Annotated in this window: 25 protein-coding genes; 15 read left to right on the top strand and 10 right to left on the bottom strand. The window is 72.2% G+C overall.

Features of this window, described 5'->3' with window-relative positions; all coding sequences use genetic code 11:
• Positions 1–58 precede the first annotated feature (58 nt).
• Positions 59–940 carry a DUF4429 domain-containing protein gene (locus ACGFW5_RS22295; RefSeq protein WP_393836016.1) on the top strand — a complete coding sequence of 294 codons (882 nt, stop codon included), beginning with the start codon at positions 59–61 and terminating at the stop codon, positions 938–940.
• A gap of 159 nt (positions 941–1,099) precedes the next feature.
• Here the strand turns inward: ACGFW5_RS22295 and ACGFW5_RS22290 are convergent, their stop codons facing one another.
• Complete coding sequence (locus ACGFW5_RS22290) at positions 1,100–1,573, bottom strand: MarR family winged helix-turn-helix transcriptional regulator (RefSeq protein ID WP_393836015.1); 474 nt, start codon at positions 1,571–1,573, stop codon at positions 1,100–1,102.
• A 109-nt stretch (positions 1,574–1,682) separates the two neighbouring features.
• Between ACGFW5_RS22290 and ACGFW5_RS22285 the strand changes: the two genes are divergently transcribed.
• Positions 1,683–2,639, top strand: a complete 957-nt coding sequence (locus tag ACGFW5_RS22285) for an alpha/beta hydrolase (RefSeq protein ID WP_393836014.1) — start codon at positions 1,683–1,685, stop codon at positions 2,637–2,639.
• Positions 2,640–2,749: 110 nt separating this feature from the next.
• Here ACGFW5_RS22285 and ACGFW5_RS22280 read toward each other — a convergent pair whose 3' ends face one another.
• Positions 2,750–3,778: an aldo/keto reductase gene (locus ACGFW5_RS22280; protein ID WP_393836013.1), complete on the bottom strand. Its 1,029-nt coding sequence runs from the start codon at positions 3,776–3,778 to the stop codon at positions 2,750–2,752.
• A gap of 6 nt (positions 3,779–3,784) precedes the next feature.
• Positions 3,785–4,255, bottom strand: coding sequence for a MerR family transcriptional regulator (locus ACGFW5_RS22275; protein ID WP_393836012.1), 471 nt, complete (start codon positions 4,253–4,255; stop codon positions 3,785–3,787).
• A gap of 336 nt (positions 4,256–4,591) precedes the next feature.
• On the opposite strand from ACGFW5_RS22275, the gene ACGFW5_RS22270 reads away from it, so the two are divergent.
• Entirely contained in the window at positions 4,592–5,410 is an 819-nt protein-coding gene (locus ACGFW5_RS22270) for a serine hydrolase domain-containing protein (RefSeq protein WP_393836011.1), read from the top strand.
• Here the strand turns inward: ACGFW5_RS22270 and ACGFW5_RS22265 are convergent.
• On the bottom strand, positions 5,397–6,056 hold the full coding sequence (locus ACGFW5_RS22265; protein ID WP_393836010.1) for a pirin family protein: 660 nt from the start codon (positions 6,054–6,056) through the stop codon (positions 5,397–5,399). The two genes, ACGFW5_RS22270 and ACGFW5_RS22265, sit on opposite strands and share 14 nt — an antisense overlap.
• 147 nt (positions 6,057–6,203) lie before the next feature.
• Between ACGFW5_RS22265 and ACGFW5_RS22260 the strand changes: the two genes are divergently transcribed.
• From ACGFW5_RS22260 to fabF, 5 genes are all read left to right on the top strand, one after another.
• Positions 6,204–7,400 carry a PucR family transcriptional regulator gene (locus ACGFW5_RS22260; protein WP_393836009.1) on the top strand — a complete coding sequence of 399 codons (1,197 nt, stop codon included), beginning with the start codon at positions 6,204–6,206 and terminating at the stop codon, positions 7,398–7,400.
• A gap of 89 nt (positions 7,401–7,489) precedes the next feature.
• The gene (locus ACGFW5_RS22255; protein ID WP_393836008.1) at positions 7,490–8,407 is read left to right on the top strand and encodes an ACP S-malonyltransferase; all 918 of its coding nucleotides are present in this window, start codon (positions 7,490–7,492) and stop codon (positions 8,405–8,407) included.
• Between the two features lie 13 nt (positions 8,408–8,420).
• Entirely contained in the window at positions 8,421–9,416 is a 996-nt protein-coding gene (locus tag ACGFW5_RS22250; RefSeq protein WP_393836007.1) for a ketoacyl-ACP synthase III, read from the top strand.
• 59 nt (positions 9,417–9,475) lie between these two features.
• On the top strand, positions 9,476–9,724 hold the full coding sequence (locus tag ACGFW5_RS22245) for an acyl carrier protein (protein ID WP_393836006.1): 249 nt from the start codon (positions 9,476–9,478) through the stop codon (positions 9,722–9,724).
• A 78-nt stretch (positions 9,725–9,802) separates the two neighbouring features.
• Positions 9,803–11,065 carry a beta-ketoacyl-ACP synthase II gene (fabF, locus tag ACGFW5_RS22240; protein ID WP_393836005.1) on the top strand — a complete coding sequence of 421 codons (1,263 nt, stop codon included), beginning with the start codon at positions 9,803–9,805 and terminating at the stop codon, positions 11,063–11,065.
• Between the two features lie 86 nt (positions 11,066–11,151).
• Here the strand turns inward: fabF and ACGFW5_RS22235 are convergent, their stop codons facing one another.
• Complete coding sequence (locus tag ACGFW5_RS22235; protein ID WP_267053406.1) at positions 11,152–11,646, bottom strand: DUF3145 domain-containing protein; 495 nt, start codon at positions 11,644–11,646, stop codon at positions 11,152–11,154.
• A 358-nt stretch (positions 11,647–12,004) separates the two neighbouring features.
• Between ACGFW5_RS22235 and ACGFW5_RS22230 the strand changes: the two genes are divergently transcribed.
• Positions 12,005–12,892 (top strand): SGNH/GDSL hydrolase family protein, encoded by an 888-nt coding sequence (locus ACGFW5_RS22230; protein WP_393836004.1) that lies wholly within the window; start codon positions 12,005–12,007, stop codon positions 12,890–12,892.
• Positions 12,893–13,401: 509 nt separating this feature from the next.
• On the opposite strand, the gene ACGFW5_RS22225 is transcribed toward ACGFW5_RS22230, so the two are convergent.
• A complete protein-coding gene (locus ACGFW5_RS22225; protein ID WP_393836003.1) occupies positions 13,402–15,846 on the bottom strand; it encodes a glycoside hydrolase family 3 protein in 2,445 nt (814 codons plus the stop codon).
• A gap of 147 nt (positions 15,847–15,993) precedes the next feature.
• Here ACGFW5_RS22225 and ACGFW5_RS22220 point away from each other — a divergent pair, with 147 nt between their 5' ends.
• The 3 genes from ACGFW5_RS22220 (at position 15,994) to ACGFW5_RS22210 (ending at position 18,356) form a co-directional block, all read left to right on the top strand.
• Positions 15,994–16,578 (top strand): TetR/AcrR family transcriptional regulator, encoded by a 585-nt coding sequence (locus ACGFW5_RS22220; RefSeq protein WP_393836002.1) that lies wholly within the window; start codon positions 15,994–15,996, stop codon positions 16,576–16,578.
• A gap of 117 nt (positions 16,579–16,695) precedes the next feature.
• Positions 16,696–17,892, top strand: coding sequence for a pyroglutamyl peptidase (locus ACGFW5_RS22215; RefSeq protein WP_393836075.1), 1,197 nt, complete (start codon positions 16,696–16,698; stop codon positions 17,890–17,892).
• Positions 17,893–18,110: 218 nt separating this feature from the next.
• Positions 18,111–18,356, top strand: a complete 246-nt coding sequence (locus ACGFW5_RS22210; protein WP_393836001.1) for a LysR substrate-binding domain-containing protein — start codon at positions 18,111–18,113, stop codon at positions 18,354–18,356.
• Positions 18,357–18,359: 3 nt separating this feature from the next.
• Here the strand turns inward: ACGFW5_RS22210 and ACGFW5_RS22205 are convergent, their stop codons facing one another.
• The 3 genes from ACGFW5_RS22205 to ACGFW5_RS22195 all read right to left on the bottom strand — a co-directional run bounded on the left by ACGFW5_RS22205 (position 18,360) and on the right by ACGFW5_RS22195 (position 21,111).
• Entirely contained in the window at positions 18,360–19,235 is an 876-nt protein-coding gene (locus ACGFW5_RS22205; protein WP_393836000.1) for an EI24 domain-containing protein, read from the bottom strand.
• 239 nt (positions 19,236–19,474) lie between these two features.
• Positions 19,475–19,900 (bottom strand): organic hydroperoxide resistance protein, encoded by a 426-nt coding sequence (locus ACGFW5_RS22200; RefSeq protein ID WP_393835999.1) that lies wholly within the window; start codon positions 19,898–19,900, stop codon positions 19,475–19,477.
• 182 nt (positions 19,901–20,082) lie between these two features.
• On the bottom strand, positions 20,083–21,111 hold the full coding sequence (locus tag ACGFW5_RS22195; RefSeq protein WP_393835998.1) for an NADP-dependent oxidoreductase: 1,029 nt from the start codon (positions 21,109–21,111) through the stop codon (positions 20,083–20,085).
• Positions 21,112–21,352: 241 nt separating this feature from the next.
• On the opposite strand from ACGFW5_RS22195, the gene ACGFW5_RS22190 reads away from it, so the two are divergent.
• Positions 21,353–21,775, top strand: a complete 423-nt coding sequence (locus ACGFW5_RS22190) for a MarR family winged helix-turn-helix transcriptional regulator (RefSeq protein WP_393835997.1) — start codon at positions 21,353–21,355, stop codon at positions 21,773–21,775.
• Positions 21,776–21,808: 33 nt separating this feature from the next.
• Here the strand turns inward: ACGFW5_RS22190 and ACGFW5_RS22185 are convergent, their stop codons facing one another.
• Positions 21,809–22,516, bottom strand: a complete 708-nt coding sequence (locus ACGFW5_RS22185) for a hypothetical protein (protein ID WP_393835996.1) — start codon at positions 22,514–22,516, stop codon at positions 21,809–21,811.
• Between the two features lie 147 nt (positions 22,517–22,663).
• On the opposite strand from ACGFW5_RS22185, the gene ACGFW5_RS22180 reads away from it, so the two are divergent.
• Positions 22,664–23,230 carry a hypothetical protein gene (locus ACGFW5_RS22180; protein ID WP_393835995.1) on the top strand — a complete coding sequence of 189 codons (567 nt, stop codon included), beginning with the start codon at positions 22,664–22,666 and terminating at the stop codon, positions 23,228–23,230.
• A gap of 479 nt (positions 23,231–23,709) precedes the next feature.
• Positions 23,710–24,747: a rod shape-determining protein gene (locus tag ACGFW5_RS22175; RefSeq protein ID WP_393835994.1), complete on the top strand. Its 1,038-nt coding sequence runs from the start codon at positions 23,710–23,712 to the stop codon at positions 24,745–24,747.
• The last annotated feature ends 54 nt before the right edge of the window (positions 24,748–24,801 follow it).

The raw sequence follows: 24,801 nt of genomic DNA, 5'->3' as shown, positions 1-24,801 counted from the left end.
ATGACGGGGTTTCCTCTGAGGGGGGACGCGCGGGCGTGCGCCGCCTACGATGAGGCACATGGGTGATGTGCTGGCCGGAATTCATGCCACCTGGGAGTTCGGAAGCGACTCCGTGCTCATCCGCTTCGAACGGGGGATCCGTGCGCCGAAGCTCTTCCAGGCGCTGCGCGAACGGCGCATCCCCCACGAGGCGTTGGAGTCGGTGACGCTGTCCCAGGGCAAGCGCGGCACGGTGGTGCTGCACGCGGTGCCGAGACCCGGCGCCGATCCGCTGATGGAGGCCGCCGCGGGCCAGCTCAAGGAGGCCTGCGACCCCTACCGCCTGGTGCTGCCGGCCGAGCGCGAAATGCTCGCCGAGTACTACGCCGACGAACTGCGGTCGTCCTTGGTGCCGCACGCCTCCAAACCCGCCGACCGCCATCTGGTGGCGGCGCCCGGAGCCCCGCTGAACTTCAAGGCGTACGACGCCAGGGCCGCCTTCGACGGCAGGCAGGTCAGCTTCCGCTGGTTCTGGACGGGTGCGTCCTCGGAGAAGTGGAAGGCCGGCGACCAGACCTTCCCCATCGCCGCGCTCAGCGGCGTGGAATGGCGCTCCCCCGACGTCTTCGACGGGCATCTGAGGCTGCTGCACCGCGAGCCGGAAGGCAGTACCGGCCGCTCCGCCGGGCCCGCCGACCGCGACCCGGCGTCCGTCGTCTTCGGCCTCGGTTACGGCCCGGTGCACGAGTCGTTGCCCTTCGCCGCGGCGGTACTCGCGGCCGTACGGGACGGCGGGGGCGGCCCCTCGATCCCCCACCAGACGGTCCCCGCCCCGGCGGGCCGGCGCGACCCCGCGGACATCGCGGAAAGGATCCGCCACCTCGGCGACCTGCACCGGGCGGGCCTGGTGACCGACGACGAGTTCAGCGCCAAGAAGGCCGAACTGCTGGCCGAGCTGTAGGCCGGGACGCCCCGGCCCGGCGCACGCCGGGCAACCTGCGCCGAGCCGGGCGAGCACCCCGCCCGCGCCGGGCCGGGTGACCTCCCCCCTCCGCGCCGGTGACGGGTCCTCGCCCGCGCCGAAAGCGGCGACAGGACGCCTCCACCCGCCCCGGGCCGGTCAGCCCGTGGGCCGGCCGATCCCGTCGCGTTCGAGCCCGGCGCGGAGCTCCGCGAGGAACCGCGCGGCGGCCGGCCCCGAGGCGCCGGCGAGGGCGCCCGCGGTCAGCTCGGCCAGCGCCTGCGTGAAGGTCGCCTCCGCCGCCTCGACGAGCCGTAGACCGTCGTCGGTCAGGTCCAGCAGCGACGAGCGGCGATCCGACGGGTTGGTCCGCCGCACCACCCACGCCTGCTTCTCCAGGCGGTCGATGCCCTTGCTGCTCGCACCGATTCCGATGGCGAACTCGGCGGAGAGATCCGCGACCCGGGCCCCGGGACTGTCGCGCAGGAAGCGCAGGAACTCGTACTGCGACGTGACGATCCCGTGCCGCTCGCGCAGACGCTCGTTCAGCGCGTTGTAGAGGCGCGTCTCGCACCGGACGAGATCCGCGAAGAACCCCGGGAGGTCGACGCCACCGCTCAACTTGGATGCCATGGCATATATCCTAGTCTATATTCCTAGGCATATAGTTCCTTGGCATGCACGCCGGGGCGTGGACGTCGTGGCGTGGACGTCGTGGCGTGCACACGTGACGGAGGCGACGATGAGCAGGCAGCAGCGCGCGGAGCTCGACGCGATGATCCGGGGCCCCCGGCCCGAGGGTCCCCTGCCCGAGGACCCTCGGCCCGAGGACCCGCGGCCGGTGGAGGAGCTACGAGCCGGGTTCAGGGCGCTGATGGCCGGCATGATCGTCCCGGCCGGGATCCGCACCCGGAGCACGGCGCTCGGCGACCGGCCCGCGGTGCTCGTCGAACCGGCCGGCACTCCACGGCCCGGGACGATCCTGTACTTCCACGGCGGTTCCTACGTGGTCGGCTCACCGCGAACGGCGATGGCACTGACGGGGAACCTGGTGACCCGAACCGGGTTCAGGGCGTACTCGCTGGATTACCGGCTCGCTCCCGAACACCCCTTCCCTGCCGCGATCGAGGACGGGCTGAGCGCGTACCGCGCCCTCCTCGACAGCGGCGAGGACCCCGCGGCGATCGCGTTCGCCGGGGACTCCGCCGGTGGCGGCCTCGCCGTCACCATCTGCCTCGCCCTGCGCGACGCGGGCCTGCCCGTGCCCGCCGCGATCCTCACGTTCTCCGCCGGACTCGACATGACACGGACCGGCGAGAGCATGGCCAGCAAGGCGGACCTCGACCCGCTCCTGACACGGGCCGGCATGGAACACACCGGGGCGATGTACCTGGCCGGGCAGGACCCGTACCAGCCCCTGCTCAGCCCCGCCGTCCTCGCCGACCTGACCGGGTTCCCCCCGATGCTTCTCCAGGCGGGCACCAACGAAATGGTCCTGGACGACTCGACCCGCCTGGCAGCGCGCGCGAGGGACGCCGCGGTGGATGTCGTCCTGGACGTCACCGCCGACGTTCCCCATGTCTTCCAGGCGTACGCCGGCGTCCTGGACGAAGCCGACGAGGCGCTGGAGCGCGCCGCCCTCTTCCTGCGCCAGCGCGTACGCGCCGACCGCACGGCCCCCGCGCCGACGGCCGCGTGACGGCGGTGGCCGCCTGACGGCGACGGGCGAAGCCCCGGCCCCCGGTCCGGCCCGATCCGGCCTGGTCGGGCCCGATCCGGCCCGATCCGGCCCGGTCCAAACGGAAGGCCCTACTGCTCGCGGGCCGCCGAGGTGGACGACATGTCGGGGTAGCGGTCGCCCGCGACCTGCCCGGCGATGGGCTCAAGGAGCGCCAGCTCGTCGGCGCTCAGCGTGATGCGGGTGGCCCCGGTGTTCTCCAGGAGGCGGCTGCGCTTGCGGGTACCGGGGATCGGCACGACGGTCAGGCCGTGCACCTGGGCCCGCTGCTGCACCCAGGCCAGCGCGATCTGCGCGGTCGTCGCGCCGTGGGCGGCCGCGATCTTGTGGAGGGGTTCGAGCAGCGCCGCGTTGGTCGCGGCGTTGTCGCCGGTGAAGCGGGGCTGGAACGTGCGGAAGTCGCCCTTGGCGAGGTCCTTGCCCGCGTCGGCGAACGCGCCGGTGAGGAAGCCGCGGCCGAGCGGCGAGTACGGCACGAAGGTGACGCCGAGTTCGGCGGCGGCCGGCACGGCGCTGCGCTCGACGTCGCGGCTGAAGACCGACCACTCCGACTGAAGGGCCGTGATGGGGTGCACGGCGTGTGCCTCGCGCAGTTCGGCGCCGGTGACCTCGCTCAGACCCAGGTACTTCACCTTGCCCTCGCGGACCAGCTCGGCCATCGCGCCGACGGACTCGGCGAGCGGCACCTCGGGGTTGCGGCGGTGCATGTAGTACAGGTCGATGACGTCGGTGTTCAGCCGGCGCAGGCTCGCCTCGACGGCCTTCTTGATGTAGGCGGGGGTGTTGTTGATGCCCCGGTAGTGCGGGTCGTCGGCGCGGCGCTCGATGGCGAACTTGGTGGCCAGGGTCACCTCGTCGCGGTGGGCGGCGAGGAAGGGAGCCAGGAACTCCTCATTGGCGCCGGATCCGTAGATGTCGGCGGTGTCGATGAGGGTGACGCCCGCCTCGACGGTCGCCTCCAGCGTGTCGCGTGCGGCGCTCTCGTCGGTGTCGCCGTAGAACTCGCTGATGCCCATGGCGCCGAAGCCCTGGACGCCGACCTGCGGGCCCTCGGTGCCGAGTCGTACGGTGCTGATCTTCTCAACGGGGCTGTTGCTCATGGGGGTTCAGGCCCTTTCCGACGCCTTGCGGGCGTCCGCATAAAAGTCGATCTTGTAGTCGAGTACGGCGAGTGTGTCCTGGAGTTCCGCCATGCGCGCGATGACGTCGCGCCGGGTCTGCTCCAGGAGTTCCTGGCGCTCCTCGAAGGTGTGCGCCCCCTCGCGGACGAGTTCGGCGTAACGGACCATGCCGGCGACCGGCATGCCGGTCAGGCGCAGCTTGCCGACGAAGGCCAGCCAGTCCAGGTCCTTGTTGCTGAAGCGCCGCTGGCCGGTGTGGGAGCGGTCCACGTGCGGCATGAGGCCGATCCGCTCGTACCAGCGAAGGGTGTGCGCGGTGAGCCCGGTGCACGCCACGACCTCGCTGATCGTGTAGCGGTCCTGGCCGTCGGGGCGCGGGTGGGGCGGCTCCGTCGCGCAGAGGCCCTGCCGGACCCGGGCCGCCACCTTCACCGCCGTGCTCTCGATCACCGTCATGACCTCCACGCTAGGACCTTGGAGTGCACTCCAAGCAAGCGAATTCGGCGCCGGGTTCCCATCCGTCCGCCGTACCCGGTCCCACCGCACACCGCCGGGGCGCTCCCGGCAACCGGACGGAGCCCGAAGGGCCCGTCCGGCGGCGGCGGGCCGCGGGCTAGGGGGTGTCTGGTGGATCATGGCCGGGGGTGCGGCGCCTGGCACGGCACCTCGCGGCGTTGCCGAAACGCCCCGATAGCTCCGCTATCACGACGTTCCGGCGCCTTGCGATGCACCGCACCAGGCGCCGCACCCTGACCGACCCTGATCCACCAGACACCCCCTAGGCTCGTACGCATGGAGAGCCTGCGGATCATCGAGACCTGGCCCGTACCGACCGCCGCCGCGGCCGTGGTGCGGGCCGACGGAACACGTGTCGGCACACACGGGCCGGTGTCCCACCGGTTCCCGCTGGCCTCCGTCAGCAAGCCGCTCGCCGCGTACGCGGCTCTCGTCGCCTACGAGGAGGGCGCGATCGAGCTCGACGAGCCGGCCGGGCCCGCGGGCGCCACCGTCCGGCACCTGCTCGCGCACACCTCGGGGCTCGCCTTCGACGAGCACCGGGTGATGGCGCCCCCCGGCGACCGGCGGCTGTACTCCAACGCCGGGTTCGAGGCCCTTGGCGACCACATCGCGAAGCAGTCGGGCATCCCCTTCGCCGACTACGTGCGCCAGGCGGTGCTCACGCCGCTCGGCATGACCTCCAGCAGCCTTGAGGGCTCCCCCGCCAAGGACGGCGTCTCCACCGTCGAAGACCTCGCGGCGTTCGTCGCCGAGGTGCAGGCGCCGCGGCTGCTCCACCCGGCCACGGTCGCCGAGGCGATGCACGTGCAGTACCCGGGCCTCAAGGGCGTGCTGCCCGGCTACGGCCACCAGAACCCCAACGACTGGGGTCTCGGTTTTGAGATCCGTGGCGCCAAGTCCCCGCACTGGACGGGCAGTTCGTCCTCGCCGCGCACCTTCGGTCACTTCGGCCAGGCGGGCACGTTCCTGTGGGTCGACCCCGATGCGGGTCTTGCCTGTGTGGCGCTGACGGACCGCGCGTTCGGGCCGTGGGCGGCCGAGGTGTGGCCAGCGTTCACCGACGCGGTGCTGGCCGAGTTCACACGGAGCTGAGCTCCCAGAGCAGCACCTCGGCGTCGCCCGCCGCGCTCAGCTCCAGGCCGAGGGCGCCGGTGATCCGCGCCGAGTCGCCGGGCCCCAGCTCCTCGTGCGCCAGGCGCACCCGCCCGCGCACGACATGGGCGTACACGCCGGGCGCATCGGGCACCGCGGTGCGCTCGCCGACCGCGAGGCGGCGGACGTGCAGCATGGCGCCGGCGGGGCGCACCGCATAGGGCGTGGAGTCCGCGATGCCGCGCACGATGTCGTACGAGGGACGGCCGCCCGGCGTGTGCGGGGCGAGCCACATCTGGAGGAAGACCAGGGGGCGCTCGCCCTCGTTGCGCTCCTCGTGCCGTACGCCGTCGGCGGAGCTGAGGCACTGCACGTCGCCGGGGCGCACCACCGTGGTGTGGCCCGCCGAGTCGCGGTGGGTGAGCTCGCCCTCGATCACCCAGGTCAGGATCTCGGTGTGGCTGTGCGGATGTTCGTCGAAGCCCGCGCCGGGCGCCAGCCGCTCCTCGTTGCAGGCGAGGACGGGCCCGAAGCGGAGGTTGTCCGGCTCGTAGAACCGGCCGAAGGAGAAGGCGTGCAAGGACTCGATGCCGGCGTCCGCGTCCCCGCCCGGATAGCGCTCGTCGCCGCGCCTGACTGAAATCACGCCCACCACCGTAGACCCGGCCGCGCCCGCCCCGCCCGGGTGGCGCCGGGACTCACCCCCGTTGCCGCCGGGACTCACCCCCGTTGCCGCCCCGGGACTCACCCCCGGCCCGGCGGGGAGGGTTCCCGATAAGGCACTCTTGTCCCCGTGCCAGCACCCGATCCCGTACACCCCGCGAAGAATGCCCATCCGCACGCGGCGACCCTGAAGCGCCTTGAGCAGTCCTCCGGGCGGCTCGCGGCGAACGCGATCGCCCGCATGGACGCGACGCTGCCGTGGTACCGGGCGATGCCGCCGGAGAACCGGTCGTGGATCGGTCTGGTCGCCCAGGCCGGCATCGCGGCCTTCACCGAGTGGTTCCGGCACCCCGAGACACCGCAGGCGATCTCCACCGACGTCTTCGGCACCGCCCCGCGCGAGCTGACGCGCGCGATCACGCTGCGCCAGACCGTGGAGATGGTCCGCACCACCATCGAGGTCATGGAGACCGCGATCGAGGAGGTCGCGGCCCCGGGCGACGAGTCGATCCTGCGCGAGGCGCTGCTCGTGTACGCCCGCGAGATCGCCTTCGCGACCGCCCAGGTGTACGCGCAGGCCGCCGAGGCGCGCGGCGCGTGGGATGCCCGCCTCGAATCCCTCGTCGTCAACGCGGTGCTCTCCGGCGAGGCCGACGAGGGCGCGGTGTCCCGGGCGGCGGCGCTCGGCTGGAACTCGCCGGAGCACGTGTGTGTGGTGCTCGGCACCGCGCCCGACGGCGACAGCGAGCTCACCGTGGAGGCGATCCGGCGGGCCGCCCGGCACACCAAGCTCCAGGTGCTCACCGGGGTGCTGGGTGACCGCCTCGTCGTCATCGCGGGCGGCAGCGACAACCCGTTGCAGGTGGCCAAGGGCCTGATCGGGCCCTATGCCGCGGGTCCCGTGGTGGCCGGGCCCATCGTGCCCGACCTGCTGGCCGCGACCCGGTCCGCGCAGGCGGCGGCGGCCGGCCTGAAGGCGTGTTCGGCCTGGCAGGACGCTCCCCGGCCGGTTCTCGCGGACGATCTGCTGCCGGAGCGCGCGATCGCCTCCGATCCTGCCGCGCGTGAGCAGTTGGTGGAGGAGATCTACAGACCGCTGGAGGAAGCCGGCTCGGCGCTCCTGGAAACCTTGAGCGTGTATCTGGAGCAGGCGAGCAGCCTGGAGGGCGCGGCCCGGATGTTGTTCGTCCACCCCAATACCGTTCGCTACCGGCTACGACGTGTGACGGACGTCACCGGCTGGTCGCCGTCCGATGTGCGCTCCGCGTTCACGCTGAGGATCGCGCTGATCCTGGGGCGCCTGGCCGACGCAGATTCGCAGTCCTAGACTTTTGTCGGACACCCACAATTCCCCCGACGGTTCTTCGTCCCTGTCCCCACGGGCGTGCGGAGCCGTCCACAAGAGAGAGTGTGAGAGTGCTCGTACTCGTCGCTCCCGGCCAAGGCGCTCAGACGCCCGGCTTCCTGACCCCCTGGCTCGACCTCCCCGGCGCTGCCGACCGGCTCGCCGCATGGTCGGACGCCATCGGTCTCGACCTCGTCCACTACGGCACGCAGGCCGACGCCGACGCGATCCGCGACACCGCCGTGGCCCAGCCCCTGCTGGTCGCCGCAGGTCTGCTGTCGGCCGCCGCCCTGGGTGACATCGCCCCCGGCGCCGTCGCCGGGCACAGCGTGGGCGAGATCACCGCCACCGCGATCGCGGGCGTCCTGGCGGAGGAGGCCGCGCTCGGCTTCGTCCGCACGCGGGGCCTGGGCATGGCCGAGGCCGCGGCCGTCACGCCGACCGGCATGGCGGCGCTGCTGGGCGGCGAGCCCGAGGATGTGCTGCCGCACCTGGAGAAGCTGGGCCTGACCCCGGCGAACGTGAACGGCGCGGGCCAGATCGTGGCCGCCGGCACCGCCGAGCAGCTTGCCGCCCTGGAGGCCGACAAGCCCGAGGGCGTGCGCCGTGTGGTGGCCCTCAAGGTCGCCGGCGCCTTCCACACCCACCACATGGCCCCGGCCGTGGCCTCCCTCGAAGAGGCGGCCGGGTCCCTTGACGTGGCCGACCCGCGCTTCACCTACGTCTCGAACGCCGACGGCAGGACCGTCGCGACGGGCCGGGAGATCGTGACCCGCCTGGTCAACCAGGTCTCCAGTCCGGTCCGTTGGGACCTGTGCATGGAGACGTTCAAGGAGCTGGGCGCCACGGCGCTGGTCGAGCTGTGCCCGGGCGGCACCCTGACCGGGCTCGCCAAGCGCGCGCTGCCGGGTGTCAAGACGCTCGCCCTGAAGACCCCCGCCGACCTCGACGCGGCTCGCGCGCTCATCGCCGAGCACGCATCCGCCTAAGGAGCGAAGAGCCATGTCGAAGATCCGGCCAAGCAAGGGCGCCCCGTACGCCCGCATTCTGGGCGTAGGCGGTTACCGCCCCGTGCGGGTGGTGCCCAACGAGGTGATCCTGGAGACGATCGACTCCTCCGACGAGTGGATCCGCTCGCGCTCCGGCATCGCCACGCGGCACTGGGCATCGGCCGACGAGACCGTGGCCGCGATGTCGATCGAGGCGTCCGGCAAGGCGATCGCCGACTCCGGCATCTCGGCCGACCAGATCGGCGGAGTGATCGTCTCCACCGTGTCGCACTTCAAGCAGACCCCGGCCGTCGCGACGGAGATCGCCGACAAGCTGGGCACCGGCAAGGCGGCCGCCTTCGACATCTCGGCCGGCTGCGCGGGCTTCGGTTACGGTCTGACCCTGGCCAAGGGCATGATCGTCGAGGGTTCCGCGCGGTACGTCCTGGTCATCGGCGTGGAGCGGCTGAGCGATCTGACCGACCTCCAGGACCGTGCGACGGCGTTCCTGTTCGGTGACGGCGCGGGCGCCGTGGTCGTGGGTCCCTCCGACGAGCCGGCCATCGGCCCCACGATCTGGGGTTCCGAGGGCGACAAGTCGGAGACGATCAAGCAGACCGTGCCGTGGACCGAGTACGACAGCTCGGGCAAGTTCCCCGCGATCACGCAGGAGGGCCAGGCGGTCTTCCGCTGGGCCGTGTTCGAGATGGCGAAGGTCGCCCAGCAGGCGCTGGACGCGGCCGGAATCAGCCCGGACGACCTGGACGTCTTCATTCCGCACCAGGCCAACATGCGGATCATCGACTCGATGGTGAAGACTCTCAAGCTGCCGGACCACGTCACGGTCGCCCGTGATGTGGAAACCACCGGCAACACCTCGGCCGCCTCGATCCCGCTCGCAATGGAGCGGCTTCTGGCGACCGGACAGGCGAAGAGCGGCGACACCGCGCTCGTCATCGGCTTCGGGGCGGGTCTCGTGTACGCCGCGACGGTCGTTACCCTCCCCTAGGCACTCCGGATCTTCCGGAAGCCCGTAAATCGAAGCATTAACACCGAAGGAGCGCCAACATGACCGCCACGCAGGAAGAGATCCTCGAAGGTCTCGCCGATATCGTCAACGAGATCGCCGGTATCCCGGTCGAGGACGTCGAGCTGGGCAAGTCCTTCACCGACGACCTGGACGTCGACTCGCTGTCCATGGTCGAGGTCGTCGTCGCCGCCGAGGAGCGCTTCGAGGTCAAGATCCCGGACGAGGACGTCAAGAACCTCAAGACGGTCGGCGACGCCACCGACTACATCCTGAAGCACCAGGCCTGATTCAGGACCTGAATTCGGGCCGCCACCCAGCGGTGGCGCCGCTGATTCACGCCCCTTACACACGTGGAGAAATTTCCTGTGAGCTCGACCAATCGCACCGTGGTCGTCACCGGTATCGGCGCAACCACACCGCTGGGTGGCGACACCGCCTCGACCTGGGAAGGTCTGCTGGCGGGACGCTCCGGTGTCCGCCCCCTCGAAGGTGATCGCTTCGCCGAACTGCCGGTCCGTATCGCGGCTCCGGCCGCGGTCGACCCCGGTGAGGTGCTGCCCCGCCCGCTGGCCCGCAAGCTGGACCGCTCGGCGCAGTTCGCGCTGATCGCGGCCAAGGAGGCCTGGGCGGACGCGGGTTTCACCGCCCCGGCGGGCGACGAGGCAGGGGTCACCCCCGAGCGGCTCGGCACGGTCATCGCGTCGGGCATCGGCGGTGTCACCACCCTGCTCGACCAGTATGACGTGCTGAAGGAGAAGGGCGTACGCCGGGTCTCCCCGCACACCGTGCCCATGCTCATGCCGAACGGCCCCTCGGCCAACGTCGGCCTTGAGGTCAACGCCCGCGCGGGCGTCCACACCCCCGTCTCCGCCTGCGCGTCGGGCGCTGAGGCCATCGGGTACGCCGTCGAGATGATCCGCACGGGCCGCGCCGACGTGGTGGTCGCGGGCGGCACCGAGGCGGCGATCCACCCTCTGCCCATCGCGGCGTTCGCCAACATGATGGCGATGTCCAAGAACAACGACCACCCCGAGCAGGCCTCGCGCCCCTACGACAAGGCCCGCGACGGCTTCGTCCTGGGCGAGGGCGCCGGCGTGGTGGTCCTGGAGTCCGCCGAGCACGCCAAGAAGCGCGGCGCCCGGGTCTACTGCGAGGTGCTGGGCCAGGGTCTTTCGGCCGACAGCCACCACATCGCGCAGCCCGAGCCGACCGGCCGGGGTGTCGCCGCCGCGGTGCAGAACCTGCTCGACTCGACGGACCTGAAGCCGTCCGAGGTCGTACACCTCAACGCGCACGCCACGTCGACGCCGCAGGGTGACATCGCCGAGATCAAGGCGCTGCGCAAGGTCCTGGGCGACGACCTGGACCACGTGGCGATCTCCGCGACGAAGTCGATGACCGGCCACCTCCTGGGCGGCGCGGGCGGCATCGAGACCGTCGCCACGGTCCTCGCCCTGTACCACCGCACGGCCCCGCCGACCATCAACGTCGACGACCTCGACGACGAGGTCGACGCGGCCCTGATCAGCAGCGAGCCCCGCGCGCTGCCCGAGGGTTCGATCTCCGCGATCAACAACTCGTTCGGCTTCGGCGGCCACAACGTGGTGCTCGCCTTCCGCTCGGTCTGAGTGCGGCCCGTGGCGCCGTGAGCGGCTGAAAGGGCCCCACCGTCCGGTGGGGCCCTTTCGCGTACGCGGGGGGTGTGCCGGGTGGGTCAGACGACCTGGTGCAGCCAGCGCACCGGGGCGCCCTCTCCCGCGTAGCGGAAGGGCTCAAGTTCGTCGTCCCAGGGCTTGCCGAGCAGCTTGGCGATCTCGGCCTCCAGGTCGGTCTCGCCCTGTACGGAGCGGGCGAGGGCGGCCCGCAGCCGGTCCTCCGGGATCAGGATGTCGCCGTGCATGCCGGTCACGGCGTGGAAGATGCCGAGGTCGGGCGTGGCGCTGTACCGCTCGCCCTCGGCGGTGGCGCAGGGTTCGGCCGTGACCTCGAAGCGCAGCAGGTGCCAGCCGCGCAGCGCGGAGGCGAGCTTGGAGGCCGTGCCGGGTTCGCCCCGCCAGGAGAACTCGGCTCTCCAGGTGCCGGGCGACGCGGGCTGGCGGATCCAGTCGAGCTGGACGCGCACCCCCAGGACGCCGGCCACCGCCCATTCGACGTGCGGGCAGAGCGCGCGCGGGGCGGAGTGGACGTAGAGAACTCCACGTGTCGTCACCGGGACCTCCAGTGCGGTTCGAGGTTCGCCTTCCCCAGCGGCCTCGCGCCCCTGCCGTTCCCGGTCAGGACAGCACCTGACATTCTGCCCCTGGGTTCAACAGTAAACAGCATCGGGAGCTAATCTCCTGAAAAGGGACAGTATGTGACGTGATGTAATTTACCGGAGTCGTCTGGCGTGGTTCCTCTGGCTGGACGGGCCAAAGCTACCGCGCTGAGCCGTGCCCAGGGTGTCGTAATGTCGGTCGGAGCGCCTTCGAACACCAGGCTTTCACCCGCGAGGACGCCGCGGAAGCCCCTGGGCCGCCGCACGAACACCGCACGATCACCGCACGATCACCGCACGGAGGGGGCCGGGGATGCCGGACAGTCGCCGGAGCCGTCGCGTCCGCACCACGGCGGCCCTGGCTGCGGCGGCCGCCCTCGCCCTGGTCGCGGGCTGTGATTCCGGCGGTTCCGCGGCGGGCCCGACCGTATCGAAGAAGCCCTCGCCCAGCCCTTCCCCGGCCTGGGACAGCCACCCGGCGTCACTCGCCGCGGTGGGCGACTCGATAACCCGCGGCTTCGACGCCTGCGACGTCCTCGCGGACTGCCCCGAGGTCTCCTGGGCGACCGGCAGCGACGCCCAGGTCGACTCGCTCGCGATGCGCCTGCTGGGCCCCGCGGCCCCGACGCACAGCTGGAACTACGCCAAGACCGGCGCCAGGATGTCCGACCTGCCGGCCCAGATGAGCCGGGCCGCGGCCCAGCGCCCGGGGCTCGTCACGGTGATGGTGGGGGCGAACGACGCCTGCCGCGACGATGTGGCGGCGATGACGCCCGTGGAGTCCTTCCGCACGGAGTTCGAGGCGTCGCTGCGGCAGTTGCGCGCGGTGTCGCCGAAGACGCAGGTGTACGTGGCGAGCGTGCCCGATCTGAAGCGGCTGTGGTCGACCGGTCGGGGCAGCCCGCTGGGCAAGCAGATCTGGAAGCTGGGCATCTGCCGGTCGATGCTGGCCGACGCGGATGATCTGGGGGCGGATGCGTCTGCGCGGCGCGGCAAGGTGTACGACCGGGTCGTGGCGTACAACCAGGTGCTCAAGGACGTGTGCGCCAAGGATCGTGCCTGTCGTTCTGACGGCGGCGCGGTGTTCGACTACGACTTCAACGGCACCCAGTTGAGCCCGTGGGACTGGTTCCACCCCAGCAAGGACGGCCAGGGCCACCTGGCGGAAATCGCCTACCGCAAGGTGACGGCAGCCGGCTGACCCCGCCGGAGCACCCCCCGGGGCCCCGCCCCAGACCCCGTGCACGCCTGAACGGCACTTGTCCTCAATCTCCCCCAAACCCTCATGGGCCAGGGGCCCCCATGCCAGGCCGAAGCTGCCCATGCTGCCCGACCTCGCGCCGCCAAGGGGCGCGGGGAACTGCGCGAAAAGCGACCACGGCCCGCAGGCCGAAAGCGGGGTTAAGGGGCGCGAGGAACTGCGCGAGAAGCCACCACGACCCGCACCCGAAAGCGGCGTTGAGGGGCGCGAGGAACTGCGCAACCGCCCCCGACGGCCCGCACCCGAAAACGGCGCCAAGGGGCGCGGGGAACTGCGCGAGAAGCCACCACGGCCCGCAGGCCGAAAGCGGGGTTAAGGGGCGCGAGGAACTGCGCGAGAAGCCACCACGACCCGCAGGCCGAAAACGCCGCCAAGGGGCGCGAGGAACTGCGCAACCGCCCCCGACGGCCCGCAGTCGAAACCCCGCCCCCACCGGACCCCCCGCAGGGCTACACCTCCAGCGTCACCCTCAGCCGCACGTCCCCCAGCGAGTGGCACGCCCGCACCTCGTACGGGCCGGGGACGAAACGAAAACCCCCCGCCGCCTCGTCCCAGATCTCGAACGCCCGCCCGCGCAGCGGGATCTCGACCTCCGCCGTCGCACCCGCCGCCGCCTCGACGGAGGCGAACCCGGCCAGCCACCGCCGCGGCCGCTCCACCGCGTCGGCGACCGGGGCCAGGTAGATCTGGACGCTCTCGCGGCCGGCGCGCGCACCGGTGTTGCGGATGCGGACCTTGGCGTGCGCGGGGGTCACCTCAAGGGACTCGTACTCCCAGCTCGTGTATCCGAGCCCGTGTCCGAAGGAGTACGCGGGCGTCACCCCGTCCCGGTCGTACGCCCGGTAGCCGACGAACAGGCCCTCGGCGTAGGCAAGTTGACCCGCCACCGGCTGGACCTCGGTGACCGGAGCGTCGGCGAGGCGGGCCGGCCAGGTGGTGGGCAGGCGCCCGCCCGGCTCGGCGTGGCCCAGCAGCACGTCGGCGAGGGCGGCGCCGCCCTCCTGCCCCGGGAACCAGCTCAGAAGCACCGCCGCGACGTCCTCGCGCCAGGGAAGTTCCACCGGGGAGCCGGAGTTGACGACGACCACCGTGCGCGGGTTGGCGGCGGCGACGGCGCGCACCAGGTCGTCCTGGCGGCCGGGCAGCCGCAGGTCGCGCCGGTCGAAGCCCTCGGACTCGACGCGGTCGGTGGTGGCGACCATCACCACCGCGAGGTCGGCGGACCTGGCCGCCTCGACGGCTTCGGCGATGAGTTCGTCCGCGTCCCGCCGCGGGCCGAGGTGGGTGAGCGAGAACATCACGGCCGTGAGCGGGGCGTCGGCCGACCTGTGCACGGTGTGCAGCAGGGACACCTCGACCGGTACGCCCTCGGCGAGGTGGACGCGGCCGCGTTCGGCGGGGGCGCCGAAGAACGCCTCGAACGGGTCGGCGCCCCCGCTCGGCGCCTGGGCGCCCTCCCACAGGGCGCGGCCGTCGACGGTGAGCGTGAAGGCGCCGGTGCCCCGGGTCCCGAAGGTGTGCTCGCCGCTCTCGCGCGGGGTGAAGGTGCCGGTGACCTCGACGCAGTGCAGCCTCTCGTGGGTGACCCCGGCAGGCAGGTCGTCGCCGATCCACTGGACCTGGCCGCTGGGCAGCGAGCCGGTGCCCAGCACGTTCCCGTCGGCGTCGCGGCACACCGCACGCAGCTCGAAACCCCGGTCGGCGGGGGCGAGTTCGTCGCTCGGGTCGGCGCCGACGGTGTAGGTCAGGGCGCCCTCGGGCAGGGCCGCGGCAAGGCCGTCGAGCGGGGAGACGACGCGCTCGGGGAAGACGGTGGCGGAGCCGCCGCCCAGGACACGGGCATCACGCGCGGCGGCGCCGATGAGCGCCACTTCGCGTACGCGCGCCGGATCCATGGGCAGGGTGTCGCCTTCGTTGCGTACGAGGACGAAGGCGCGGCGGGCGATTTCGCGAGCCAGCGCCTGGCCGTCGAGGTGGGCGGGCAGTTCGGTGACGGCCGGCTCGACGCCGTCGAGGACGCCGACGCGGGCGGCGAGCCGCAGCACGTTGCGTACCGCGTCGTCGAGCACCGCCTCCTCCACCTCGCCCCGGCGCACGGCGGCGGCGAGCGCGTCGCCGTACACGGTCCGTGGTCCGGGCATCGCGACGTCGAGACCGCCCAGGATGTCGCCGACGGTCGAGCGGGCGGCCATCCAGTCGGACACGATGACCCCGTCGAAGCCCCATGCGCCGCGCAGCACCTCGTTCTGGAGGTGGCGGTGTTCGGTCATCGTCACGCCGTTGACCTGGTTGTAGGCGGACATGATGCCCCAGGGGTGGGCGTTTTCGACGACGGTCTCGAAGGGGGCGAGGTAGAGCTCGCGCAGGGGGCGCGGGGCGATGACGTTGTCGACGGTGAAGCGGTCGGTCTCGGCGTCGTTGGCGACGAAGTGCTTGACGGTGGCGCCGACGCCGCCGCTCTGGACGCCGTTCACATAGCCGGAGGCGATCGCCCCGGTGAGGCAGGGGTCCTCGGAGTAGCACTCGAAGTGCCGACCGCCGAGCGGGGTGCGGTGCAGGTTGACCGTCGGCGCGAGCAGGACGTGGACGCCTTTGCGGCGGGCCTCCTGGGCGAGCAGCGTGCCGGCGCGGCGGGCGAGCTCGGGGTCCCAGGTGGCGGCCAGCGCGGTCGGCGAGGGGAGCGCGATCGAGGGGTCGTCGGCGGTCCAGCGCACCCCGCGCACCCCGATCGGGCCGTCGGACATCACGAGGGAGGCGAGCCCGATCTCGGGGAGCGCCGGCAGGGACCACATGTCCTGCCCGGCGAGCAGCCGGGCCTTGGTCTCCAGGTCGAGTGCGCCCAGGGCCGCTTCGACGGCCTCGGTGTAGTCGGGGGTGGAAACGGATGCTGCCACGGCCGTACCTCCTCGGAGAAGTCCGCTGATGGGCCCATGGTGACCGGTTCACCTGTAGAACGGTAGGGTTAGTTACCTTACCGTGATAATAGGATGCCGTACGGTCCTCTCGGACCATCGAAGGACCGGCACGAAACGGGGGCAGACATGGCGAGGGCCAGGAGCGCCAGAAGCGAGGAACGGCGTGCGGAGATTGTGCGCGCCGCCCTTGAGGTGATCGCGGAGCGCGGCTACCGGGGTGCGTCGCTGGCCGCCGTCGCCGAGCGGGTCGGCCTCACCCAGCAGGGCCTGCTCCACTACTTCCCCACCAAGGAGGCCCTGCTCGTCGCGGTCCTCGCCGAGCGGGACCAGTGGGACACCCACGGGCGGCGGGCCTCCCGCGACGGCTGGCGTCTGGAACTGCTCGCCTCCCTGGTCGAGTACAACGCGATGCGGCCCGGCATCGTCCAGACGTTCTCGGCGCTGCTCGGTGAATCGGTGACCGACGGGCATCCGGCCCGCCCGTTCTTCACCCGCCGCTACGCGCAGGTGCGTGAGGAGATGGCGTCGGTGCTGCGGGCCGAGTTCGGCGACCGGCTGCCCGGTGGCCTCACCCCGGAGCGGGCCGCCCCGCTGCTCGCCGCCGTGCTGGACGGCCTCCAGTACCAGTGGCTGCTCGACCCCGATGCGGTGGACATGGCGGGCGCCTTCGGCGACTTCGTGACGCTGCTCCACGGCCCGGTCGGCTCATAAGTCCCTCTACCCACACGGGAGTTCCTTGCCGATACTGGGCGCCACCCGACCCCGACGGAAGGACCCACGGTGCGACGACGTGTACGGGCGGCACGACTCGGCTGGGCCTTGGCGGCGATGACGTTCTGCACGCTGGCGGTACCGGCCCCGGCGCAGGCCGCGACGGGGCCCGGCACGGTCACCGTCGAGGAGCTGCGCCTCGACGGCGCGGCGCCGAAGGAGATCCTGGCGCGCAGCGGATTCGACGACGTGGCGCCGGAGTTCACCCGGGAGCTCCAGGGCGTACGGTCCTACGGCGCGGCGCAGCGGCTCGTGTCGCGCGAAGGGACGCGGCTGTGGCGGCGGGCGGTGGACCGGGTGCAGGGCCGGGGCCCGGCCGGCGGCGACCTGAGCCGCGACGACGACCGCCCGCTGTACTGGGCCCGGCTCGGCCTGACCCGTGAACTACGCCTCTGGCAACCGGAGTTCGGCCTCACCAATGCCGCCAGGACAGCCCTCATCGACCGCTTGGAGCAGACCTCGCGCGGCCAGCAGAGCGTCGACTATCCCGAGGGCAAGGAGTTCAAGCGGATCCTGGTGACCGGCTTCGACCCGTTCACGCTGGACAGCGACATCCGCATCAGCAACCCCTCGGGGGCGACCGCGCTCGCCCTGGACGGCACATGGATCCGTACCGCCGACGGGCAGCTCGCGCGGATCGAGACCGTCACGTTCCCGGTGCGCTGGCAGGACTTCGCGGACGGGGCCGTGGAGCGGGCCCTCACGCCGGTGTTGCCGAAGGTGGACGCCTTCACCACGGTGAGCCAGGGCCGGGTCGGACGCATCGACGTCGAGCGGTTCAACGGGGCCTGGCGGGGCGGCTTCCCCGACAACGACAACGCGTCGAGCACCGGGCAGGTCCCGGTGGCCGACCCGGCGACGCAGCCCCAGTGGACCCGCACGACCCTCCCGTACCAGAGCATCGTGGCGGCGGACACCGGCCGCTTCCCGGTCTACGACCACACCGACGTCACGGAGATCCCGGCCGGCGCAACCGCCCCGGTCGACCGGCCCGACGGGCCGACGCCGGGTTCGGCCGCGCGGGCGGGAGGCGGCGGCGACTACCTCTCCAACGAGATCGCCTACCGGGCCACCCTGCTCCGCGACCGGCTGGGCCTCACCATTGCGGGCGGTCATGTGCACACACCGGTTTTGGAGTTCGGCCCGGGCAACACCGATCCGGACACGGGCGCGGTGACGGACCCGCAGTTCGTACGCAACCGCCTGGACATCGTCGCCCAGATGAGGGCGATCGTGGCGGTGGCGGCCGGCTAGGGGGTGTCTGGTGGATCAGGGTCGGTCAGGGTGCGGCGCCTGGTGCGGTGCATCGCAAGGCGCCGGAACGTCGTGATAGCGGAGCTATCGGGGCGTTTCGGCAACGCCGCGAGGTGCCGTGCCAGGCGCCGCACCCCCGGCCATGATCCACCAGACACCCCCTAGGCGACCGGGGCGGCGCACAGGCCACGGCGTCGGCGCCGGCAGGGCTGTCGAGGGTGGGTTTCGTCGCGGCGGGCCTCGGTGTCACCCTGCTCCCGGCGCTCGCCGCCGATTCGGTACGCGCCGACATCGTTCTGGTCACCGTGCATGCGGACGACGTACCGCGCCGGACGGTCCACGCGGCGACCCCACGCGGTCTCGCGCTCTCCCTGGCGGCGGCCGCGTTCGTGACCCAACTGCGCGTCACGGCGGGCGGGTTGGCTCGGCCGGTCATGCGGACACGGCGGTCACGGCCGTCCTGAGGGTCAGGCGATCGGTGTACCGCGGCTCGCGGATCGCCCGGCGCGGCCCGCGTGGCCGTGCCCGGCCCGTACCGCCGCGCCCGCCCTGCCGTCGTCCTCGTCGCTCTCGCCGTCGTCGCTCTCGCCGTCCGCGGTGCGCGACTCACCGAGCAGGTCCCGCACCATCAGGGTCGCGCCCGCGACCGCCCCCGGCATCAGGAAGACCGCGACCAGCGGGACCACGAAGGCGAGGGCGAGGGGCACGCCGAAGCCCAGGACCATCAGGCGGCGCGAGCGCAACAGGGCGAGCCGGGGCCGCAGTTCCATGCCGCGCCGCTGGAGGGCGACCGCGGTGAGCTCTTCGGTGAGGAAGAAACCGGTGACGCAGAAGCCGATCGCCGGGATCACGCTCTGGCCGATCACCGGGATGAAGCCGAGGGCGAAGAGCAGGATGCCGTAGAGGGCGACCCTGACCAGGATGCGCAGGGAGTCCCGGGCGGAGACCCACAGTTCACGCCAGAGCGGCAGGCCCGACTCGGGCGCCTCGCCGCCGCTCTCCGCCCGGTCCACGTCGGCCGACAGCTTCTCGTAGAAGGGCTGGCCGACGAGCAGGGTCACCGCGGTGAAGGAGATCACGGCGAGGAACAGGCCGAGCGCGAAGACCAGGACGGTCAGGAATCCGCGGAACAGGCCGAGCCAGGGCGCGGACCAGTCGTCGGCGAACGGCGTGGACCAGCCCACGAAGTCGTCGGCCCCATAGGCGAGCCCGACCAGCGCGCCCGCGTACAGGACGAGGGTGATGAGGCCGGGCAGCAGCCCTACACCCAGCGACCTGCCGTGCCCGGCCGCCCATCGCTGCCCCTTGACCAGATACCCGAAGCCCGCCCCTAGATCACGCATGCCGTCGACCCTATCCGGCCGCCGATGAGGCGGATCCAGCCGTATCGGGCATCCCCGCACGCGACGGGACCATGGGCGCCCGCCCGCCGTCCCGCACGCGACGGGACCGTGGGCGCCGCCAAGGGAGGGCGCCTCTCACCGGCACCGGCCGCCGGCCTCCTGCGCCCCGGGACTGGCCGTGCGGACCGGCATGACGAAGGACCGCGCCTGTCGGGACGCGGTCCTTCGAAGAACGCCGGTTACGCGACGGCGAGGTTCACCGTGATGTTGCCGCGGGTCGCCTTGGAGTACGGGCAGACCTGGTGGGCCTTCTCGATCAGGTCCTGCGCGGCGGCGCGGTCCACGTTCGGGATGGTCGCGGTGATCTCGACGTGGATGCCGAAGCCGTCGTCGTTCTTGCCGATGCCGACGTGCGCGGTGACGGTCGAGCCGGATATGTCGGCCTTCTCGTTGCGGGCGACGACGCCGAGTGCGCCCTGGAAGCAGGCGCTGTAACCGGCGGCGAACAGCTGCTCGGGGTTGGTGCCCGCGCCGTTGCCGCCCATCTCCTTCGGCGGGTTCACGACGACGTCCAACTGGCCGTCGTCGGTGGAGACGCGGCCGTCCCGGCCGTTCTCGGCGGTGGCGACGGCGGTGTAGAGGACCTCGGACTTCTGTATGGACATGCTGGGGTGCTCCTCCTGGGTACGCGGCCGCTCGCGCCTCACGGCCGCCGGGATGTGGAAAAACCTTATCGGATCGCGGAAACCATGAGGCGGAGTGTGCGATGGGTCACTTCATCCGCCTCGCACGACACGACGGGGCACCCGGCCGCCTACCCGCACAGGGCAGGACGCACCCCCGGGGACTACTTGCCGAGCGAGACGACCATCTTTCCGGTGTTCGCGCCGCGCAGCATGCCCAGGAAGGCGTCGACGCCGTTCTCGATGCCGTCGACGACGGTCTCGTTGTACTTGAGCTCGCCCGAGGCCAGCCAGCCCGCGACCTCGCCGGTGAACTGCTGCTGCATGCCGTAGTGGTCGCCGACCAGGACGCCCTTGAGTTGCAGACGCTTGCCGATGATCATGGCCATGTTGCGCGGGCCGGGGGCGGGCTCGGTGTCGTTGTAGACCGCGATCATGCCGCAGATGGTGGCGCGGCCGTGCACGTTGAGCGCCGAGATGGCAGCTTCCAGGTGCTCGCCGCCGACGTTGTCGAAGTAGACGTCGATGCCGTCCGGGGCGGCCGCGCGCAGCTGCTCGAGGACCGAACCCTTCTTGTAGTTGAAGGCGGCGTCGAAGCCGAGCTCGTCCACCAGCCACGCGACCTTCTCGTCGGATCCGGCCGAGCCGATGACGCGGGAGGCGCCCTTGAGGCGGGCGATCTGGCCGACCTGGCTGCCCACGGCGCCGGCCGCGCCGGAGACGAACACGGCGTCGCCCTCCTTGAAGGAGGCGACGTCCAGCAGGCCCGCGTACGCGGTGAGGCCCGGCATGCCGAGGACGCCGAGGTACGTGGAGAGCGGGGCCAGCCCGGCGTCCACCTTCGTGGCGTGCTTGGCGTCCACGTCGGCGTACTCGCGCCAGCCCAGCCCGTGCAGGACATGGTCACCGACGGCGAACTTCTCGTCGTTGGAGGCGATGACCTCGCCGACCGCGCCGCCGTCCATGGGCCGCTCCAGCTGGAACGGCGGGACGTAGGACTTCACGTCGTTCATCCGGCCGCGCATGTACGGGTCGACCGACATGAAGAGGTTACGGATCAGGACATGGCCGGGGGCCGGCTCGGTGACGGGGGTCTCCCGCAGCGCGAAGTCGGACGGTACGGGCCAGCCGTTCGGGCGGGCGACGAGGTGCCAGGCGCGGCTGGTGGCGGGGAGTGCGGACGAGGTGGCCATGGGGTGGGTCCTCCTGCGAAGCAAAGCTGATCGGTACGTGGGGCATATCGGTACGTCTGAGCGGGGCACCCGGCACGCCGGGGGGGGGTGCCGGCACATGGGGAGCGCCGGCACACGGGGGTGCCGGCACATGAGGGGCGCCGGACCATGGGGAGCACCGGGCCCTCATATGCTTCAGGTACTGAAAGAACCATGCGCCCACATATTTGAGATTGTCAAGTAACTCGGTAAGCTGGGGGGCATGGCCCCCCGAATGGACCCCTTGAGTCTCGAAGTCGTAGAGCTGATCGGCACGGTCGTCGGCCGCTACTACGAGGAGTACGAGCGGGCCGCCGCCGAGCACTCCCTCACCGGCGCGCAGGCCCGGGTGCTCGGTCTGCTCTCCATCGAACCGCTGCCCATGCGCCGGATCGCCCAGAAACTGAAGTGCGAGCCGTCGAACATCACGGGCATCGTGGACCGCCTGGAGGCCCGCGGCCTGGTGGAGCGCCGCCCCGATCCGCTCGACCGCCGGGTCAAGCTGGCCGCCCTCACCGAGGCGGGCCTCAGCACCGCGACGCATCTGCGCGAATCCCTGAACTTCGCCCGTGAGCCGCTGGCCGAGCTCTCGACGCAGGAGCGGACGGTGCTGCGCGATCTGCTCAGGCGGATGCTGGGGGTCTGACCGCTCCCGGCGCGCGCAGCGCCGGTCCGACGGTCAGGAGCACCACCACAGGATCCGGTGGCAGGTCTGGGTCGGCTTGGGAGTCGGCGGCGGGGGCTGGGGAGGGGTGGACTGGCCCGGTTCCGGCGTGCCGGACGCCCCCGGCGAGGCCGAATCCGTCGGCGCGGAGGAGGCTCCCGAGGACGCGGTGCCCGAAGAGGCCCCCGAGGAGGAGGGCCCGGGGCCGGGCGCGGCCGAAGACGACGCGTTCGGTGCGGGGCCCGCGGCGTGCGGCCCGGCCGTACCCGCGCCGGACGCGGGCCCCCCGGTGCCGCGGCCGGGGCCCGGCCCGCGCCCCCGGGACGCCACCGGCTCGACCGTCGGCCGCGAAGGCGCAGCGGCCCCGCTGCCCGAGGGCAGCGGCTGGGGGTCGGCGATCGACTCGTCCTCGTGCACGGAGGACGCGCGGTCGTTGACCGGCGGCTCCATCGCCATCTGTACGAATCCCACCGCGCCGGCCACCAGGACCAGACCGGCCGAGCCGAAGAGGACCACCTTGCCGCGCTTGCGCCGGGCCCGCCGCCCCTTGCGGGCACGGCGATGACCGGACGGCGCGAGCACGTCCGGGGTGCGGGCCGGGGCGCCGGCGTACACCAGGAGCTCGTCCTCGGGTGCGGGCCCCAGCTCCTGTGCGGGTGTTCCGCATCCGGCGCAGGCCAGGGCGCCGTTGAGGTGCCGTCGGCAGGAGTGGCAGTAGTCCATGGCCCAGGGAGGCTATGCGGCGGCCGTGCCGCAAAAGGGGCCCGAGATGTGTGGATCTTGTGCGGAAGGGCGCCGCCGAGCGCGTGTTGGCGTGACGAATCGCCATGGACCGGGGCGTTGTCAGTAGTGCCGGGCAGGATGGACGTCATGACGGAAACCGTGACGCGGCCTTTCGGCCCGCTGGACTTCCAACTCGTGCTGCTGCGGCGGATGGCCGACCACCAGCCGGGTCTCGTCGAGGACGCCCGTCACGAGCTGGGCGCCTCGATCGCGGACATGCGCGAGGCCAACAAGCGCTGGCAGGCGATGCTCCGGTCGTCCCGTTCCCGCGGCGCGCTGTCCCGCTACCGCTCGGTGCTCGGGGCGCCCGACGCGGTCGTGCCGCGCAGGATCGGGGACCTGGACTGCGAGGCCCAGCTGTGGCCGGTGCCGCTCTGGCCGGGGCTGCGGTTCGAGGTGCTGGCCGGGCCCGGGGGCGCGGTGTGGAACGAATGGCTGGTCAGAGCCCCTGGCATACCCGGCCCCGAGTTGCGCGGCGAAGAGGATCTGCGGCCCTGGTCGTGCACGGTGGACGAGGTGGCGCGGGCCTTCCCCCCGGCCCGCCCGATGGAGGGCTCGGCTCCGACGCGGTGGCAGCTGGCGATCACCCTGCCCGGCGGCCGGGCGTGCGGGGCGGAGTTCACCTGGGGCCTGCTCCAGCGGCTGCTGCCCTAGGGGGTGTCTGGTGGATCATGGCCGGGGGTGCGGCGCCTGGCACGGCACCTCGCGGCGTTGCCGAAACGCCCCGATAGCTCCGCTATCACGACGTTCCGGCGCCTTGCGATGCACCGCACCAGGCGCCGCACCCTGACCGACCCTGATCCACCAGACACCCCCTAGCCGCGCGCGAAGAAGCGAAGAGAAGCGGCGAAGAGGAGGGGAAGCGAAGAGGAGGGGAAGCGGGGCGGGGCGCCGTGCCCGGCGCGGACCGAGGGGTGGGGTGACGTCCGGCAGACCCGCCTCCCGCCGGACGTCGGCACGGGCCGTGCGAGACCCGGCCTGACCTGCGTGGTGTCCTCTTTCTGGCTGAGCGTCAGCTGCTTCCTCCCCGACCGGCTCAGCCCAGCGCGCGCCGGTCCCGCGGCGGCCACATGATGCGAACCAAGTGCCGGTCGCACCAAGCGAACCACGTACCGCTCTCGGGAGGATCTGCCGTGACCGTCAGTCTTGAGCAGTTGCGCCGTTGCCATGTAGCCGTCGACCTGGGGGCCGCGAGAACCCGGGTCTACATCAAGGGCGCCGGGCTCGTCGTGGACGAGCCGAGCGTGGCCGCCGTCAACACCCGTACGGGCGCGCTGATCGCCGTCGGCGCCTTCGCCGAGCAGATGACCGGCCGCACACCCGACTACATCCGGGTCGCCCGGCCGGTGTCCGGCGGCACGGTGGTCGACATCGAGATGGCCCAGCGCATGCTGCGTCACCTGCTGGGCGAGAAGCTGCGCCGCCAGCTGCGCCGCAAGCCACGACTGCGCGCCGCCGCCTGCACCCCGCACGACAGCGACCCGCTCGCCCAGCGCGCCGCGATGGAGACGCTGGTGGGGCTCGGCGCGCGGCGGGTCGAGCTCGTCGACACCCTGATCGCGGCCGCCGTGGGCTGCGGGCTCCCGGTGGAACAGCCCACCGCCACCATGATCATGGTGTGCGGCGCGGCGACGACCCAGATCGCCGTGCTCTCGCTCGGCGCCATCGTGACGGCCGTCCGCATCCCGGTCGGCGGCGAAGCCATCGACCACGCGGTCATCCAGCACCTGCGTCACCAGCACGAACTCATGCTGCCGAGCCAGTCCGTACGCCCCCTGCAACTGGCCCTGCGCGGCAACGGCCTCACCCCGCAGGGGCCCGCGTCCACCGAGATCCACGGGCGCGACGTGGCCACCGGCCTCGCCCGCTCGGTCCAGGTCGACACCGCCGCCGTACGCAACGCCATCCACACCCCCCTCACCGCGGTGCTCGACGGCATCGGCAAGGTGCTCCGCGAATGCCCGCCCGACCTGGTCGCCGACCTGGCCGAGCGGGGCATCATGATGGTCGGCGGCAGCGCGCTGCTCCCCGGCCTCGACCAGATGCTGCGCGACTCGACGGGCGTGCCGGTGCACATCGCGGAGCGCCCCGACGTGTGCGCGATCCAGGGCCTCGGCGCGATGCTGGAAGGCAAGATCCAGCCGATGGTCCTCAACCCGGTGGCCGAGTGAGCAGAACGGCGGCGGCCGACTCCGGGGCGTTCGGCCGTGGTGAGGGATCCTCGA

Source organism: Streptomyces sp. NPDC048416, from assembly GCF_043200435.1.
Taxonomy (GTDB): Bacteria; Actinomycetota; Actinomycetes; order Streptomycetales; family Streptomycetaceae; genus Streptomyces.
Note: the sequence above shows the minus strand (reverse complement) of the source record. Positions and strands in the feature narration are given on the sequence as shown.

Bases quoted from the DNA above. Each gene is read 5' to 3' on its own strand.
- ACGFW5_RS22295 (WP_393836016.1), top strand. From the start codon at position 59: ATGGGTGATGTGCTGGCCGGAATTCATGCCACCTGGGAGTTCGGAAGC.
- ACGFW5_RS22290 (WP_393836015.1), bottom strand. From the start codon at position 1,573: ATGGCATCCAAGTTGAGCGGTGGCGTCGACCTCCCGGGGTTCTTCGCG.
- ACGFW5_RS22285 (WP_393836014.1), top strand. From the start codon at position 1,683: ATGAGCAGGCAGCAGCGCGCGGAGCTCGACGCGATGATCCGGGGCCCC.
- ACGFW5_RS22280 (WP_393836013.1), bottom strand. From the start codon at position 3,778: ATGAGCAACAGCCCCGTTGAGAAGATCAGCACCGTACGACTCGGCACC.
- ACGFW5_RS22275 (WP_393836012.1), bottom strand. From the start codon at position 4,255: ATGACGGTGATCGAGAGCACGGCGGTGAAGGTGGCGGCCCGGGTCCGG.
- ACGFW5_RS22270 (WP_393836011.1), top strand. From the start codon at position 4,592: ATGGAGAGCCTGCGGATCATCGAGACCTGGCCCGTACCGACCGCCGCC.
- ACGFW5_RS22250 (WP_393836007.1), top strand. From the start codon at position 8,421: ATGTCGAAGATCCGGCCAAGCAAGGGCGCCCCGTACGCCCGCATTCTG.
- ACGFW5_RS22245 (WP_393836006.1), top strand. From the start codon at position 9,476: ATGACCGCCACGCAGGAAGAGATCCTCGAAGGTCTCGCCGATATCGTC.
- ACGFW5_RS22230 (WP_393836004.1), top strand. From the start codon at position 12,005: ATGCCGGACAGTCGCCGGAGCCGTCGCGTCCGCACCACGGCGGCCCTG.
- ACGFW5_RS22220 (WP_393836002.1), top strand. From the start codon at position 15,994: ATGGCGAGGGCCAGGAGCGCCAGAAGCGAGGAACGGCGTGCGGAGATT.
- ACGFW5_RS22215 (WP_393836075.1), top strand. From the start codon at position 16,696: ATGACGTTCTGCACGCTGGCGGTACCGGCCCCGGCGCAGGCCGCGACG.
- ACGFW5_RS22205 (WP_393836000.1), bottom strand. From the start codon at position 19,235: ATGCGTGATCTAGGGGCGGGCTTCGGGTATCTGGTCAAGGGGCAGCGA.
- ACGFW5_RS22200 (WP_393835999.1), bottom strand. From the start codon at position 19,900: ATGTCCATACAGAAGTCCGAGGTCCTCTACACCGCCGTCGCCACCGCC.
- ACGFW5_RS22195 (WP_393835998.1), bottom strand. From the start codon at position 21,111: ATGGCCACCTCGTCCGCACTCCCCGCCACCAGCCGCGCCTGGCACCTC.
- ACGFW5_RS22190 (WP_393835997.1), top strand. From the start codon at position 21,353: ATGGCCCCCCGAATGGACCCCTTGAGTCTCGAAGTCGTAGAGCTGATC.
- ACGFW5_RS22185 (WP_393835996.1), bottom strand. From the start codon at position 22,516: ATGGACTACTGCCACTCCTGCCGACGGCACCTCAACGGCGCCCTGGCC.
- ACGFW5_RS22180 (WP_393835995.1), top strand. From the start codon at position 22,664: ATGACGGAAACCGTGACGCGGCCTTTCGGCCCGCTGGACTTCCAACTC.